Origin of the sequence: Mycobacterium sp. SMC-17, from assembly GCF_045310915.1 — a bacterium.
Lineage (GTDB): Bacteria > Actinomycetota > Actinomycetes > Mycobacteriales > Mycobacteriaceae > Mycobacterium.
On record NZ_JBJIAK010000128.1, the window covers coordinates 1 to 2,202 of the forward strand.

The window sequence follows — 2,202 nt, forward strand, 5'->3', positions numbered from 1 at the left end:
GGCACCGACACGGCCTGAACATCTCCGCCCACCTCAGCCCCGTCCCCGAATTCCCACCACCCCAGGGGACTTAGCCAAAGTCTGCGCACCGCGACCTCACTCCGGTCTGGACGATGCCCGGAAACGAAGCCACGACCGGACATCTGACCAATCAGTTCCACGATGTCGTCGCCGCGGCCCGCATTTCGGTGACGTGTGCGACCTATAACTTCTCATCGACATCGAGCATGTGGGACGCACTCCAGACAGCATCCGAGGAGCCCGAGGTGGTTGTGTGTGTCTACGTCGACGCAGGCAAGGGCGACCCTGGCGGCGTCAAGGCACGGCTCCCGCGGGCAACCGTGTACCGCTCAGCCAACTTGCCGAATGGACAGCCGATCGTCAGCCATACCAAGTTCATTGTCGTCGACCATGAGGTCGTTCTGCTGACAAGTGCAAACTTCTCGTACAACGCTGAGAATCGAAACATTGAGTTCGGTCTGCTGATTCATGACAGCGGTCTCGCAGCATCAATTGAGTCGACCATGGCCAGCAAGCGGGGGTCCCTGTATGAGCTGGAATAGCAACAGAATCCACCCGTCGGTGCACGGCTGCGCGACGCGCATGCTTGCCCGTGACCAAAGCCGAGGGACACGAGGGTCCGTCGCCCAGTGCAGCCCGAAGCTGAGAATCTCTTGCCCGCACTAGAACGCCAGATCCGTAAGAACCAGGAAGGCCAACATCTCAGGCGAGAGCATCGATGGTCATGTTGGCGAGGTGCTCCGTCTTCGTAGCATTCTTGAACAAGTTCGCGGTGTATCCGCTGTACTCGGCCTCGCCCTTCTCGGTCATCGTGTGCAGAGCCTTTACCGTCAGGTGGGGTACCTCCGCGAGGACGAGGCCCCAATCTGCCGCGGGATTTTCGATTCCAGTCGAGTCTAGCTTCGCGAACACGACGTGGGCGACAAGACGGTTTCCATGGACGGCGTATCCCCGTTCCCGGTTGCCTAGACCATCTTTCAACTGGTCGAGCTCCGCCTCAACGGCGCGAAGAACCTGGACAGAACGCCAGACCCGCAAGTAGGTGGTACTGGCGTTGAACAGTGCCTTGTACGGGGCCTTTGACGTGTCGTCCCACAGCCGGCTAACCTCGCGTTTCGCCTGGGTGGCAAGTCCCGATGAATGGGCACACGCGAGGGCCACCGCAGCCTCTGTAAATTCGCAGCCCTTCTCGGAGTCTGGACGTTCCTCGCCGCTGCGGATGGCGTAAGTGAGGCCGTCGACGGAAAAGTCGTCGCGCAGTCGCGTCTGTTCGGGATCGAGACCTACGAAGTCGCGGCCACCGATGACGTTCTGGGTGTTCGTCGCCCGCGTCACGCGTTTTCCGAAGTCGTCGGGAGCGGACTCCAGCGATATGAACCGCACCATGACCCGCACCGCGTCGAGTTCCTGCTGCTTCCCCTGCCGCAAGGCGCGTGCGAGAGTCCCCACGGTCTGCGCCCCATTGACGATGCTGACCCCTTTGAGCCCGAACGTCCCCTGCCGACGTTCAGTGCCGCCAGCAGGGGCCTTGTCAATCGACTCGCACAGCGCCGTGACACCGTTGTTGAAATACCAGAACCGCTCGGGTGATTCCTCGATCGTCTCCAGGACGGATGCGTTGACCTCAGAGTTCGACAGCACCAGGCGGACATTGCGGTCGAACAGATGGGGTCCGTGATCGCGGAGCCAGCCCGCTACCTCCGCGCCGCCGACGTGGCCGTAGACGGCATCAGGAGGACCCTCCAGGCGCCCCCAGTCCGACAGCTCGACAGTGAGATCAATCTGAGCCGATAGGGTGTCATCGACGAGAAGCTTGTAGACGGCGCCTTGGTTCATGTACGTGAACAGAGCGACCTCAGTCGGGTCGTTGAGCGTAGTGATGTAGTCGTCCATGTGGGCGGCTACGGCAGGGGCCACCTGTGGTGTGCCCATCGTCACGAAGATGACCTCGATGCGAAGATCCGTATTGAGCAGTGCTTTGTCCAACTCTGGAACCCGTTGGGCCACCTTATTGTTGAACCGCTCCCAGTTCATCGTGACGAGGTCCGACAACCCTTTCTGAAATTTCATCATCTCGTCGAGCGCCGCGCCTCCGCCGTTTCCAGAGCAATGATCAATACCTGTGGATGAGGCCCGGCGAGGTGGCCTGAAAGTGGGCGCACCTTCCCGAGGATGATCATC

2 protein-coding genes are annotated in these 2,202 nt (G+C 60.8%); one reads left to right on the forward strand and one right to left on the reverse strand.

Annotated features, from left to right (window positions below):
* Positions 1-113 precede the first annotated feature (113 nt).
* A complete protein-coding gene (locus ACJH7A_RS30325; protein ID WP_406803308.1) occupies positions 114-563 on the forward strand; it encodes a phospholipase D-like domain-containing protein in 450 nt (149 codons plus the stop codon).
* 160 nt (positions 564-723) lie between these two features.
* On the opposite strand, the gene ACJH7A_RS30330 is transcribed toward ACJH7A_RS30325, so the two are convergent.
* The coding region (locus tag ACJH7A_RS30330) for an AIPR family protein (RefSeq protein WP_406803309.1) at positions 724-2,202 on the reverse strand (1,479 nt) is incomplete at its 5' end.

Excerpts from the sequence above, each read along its gene's own strand:
- ACJH7A_RS30325 (WP_406803308.1), top strand. The coding sequence starts at position 114 with ATGCCCGGAAACGAAGCCACGACCGGACATCTGACCAATCAGTTCCAC.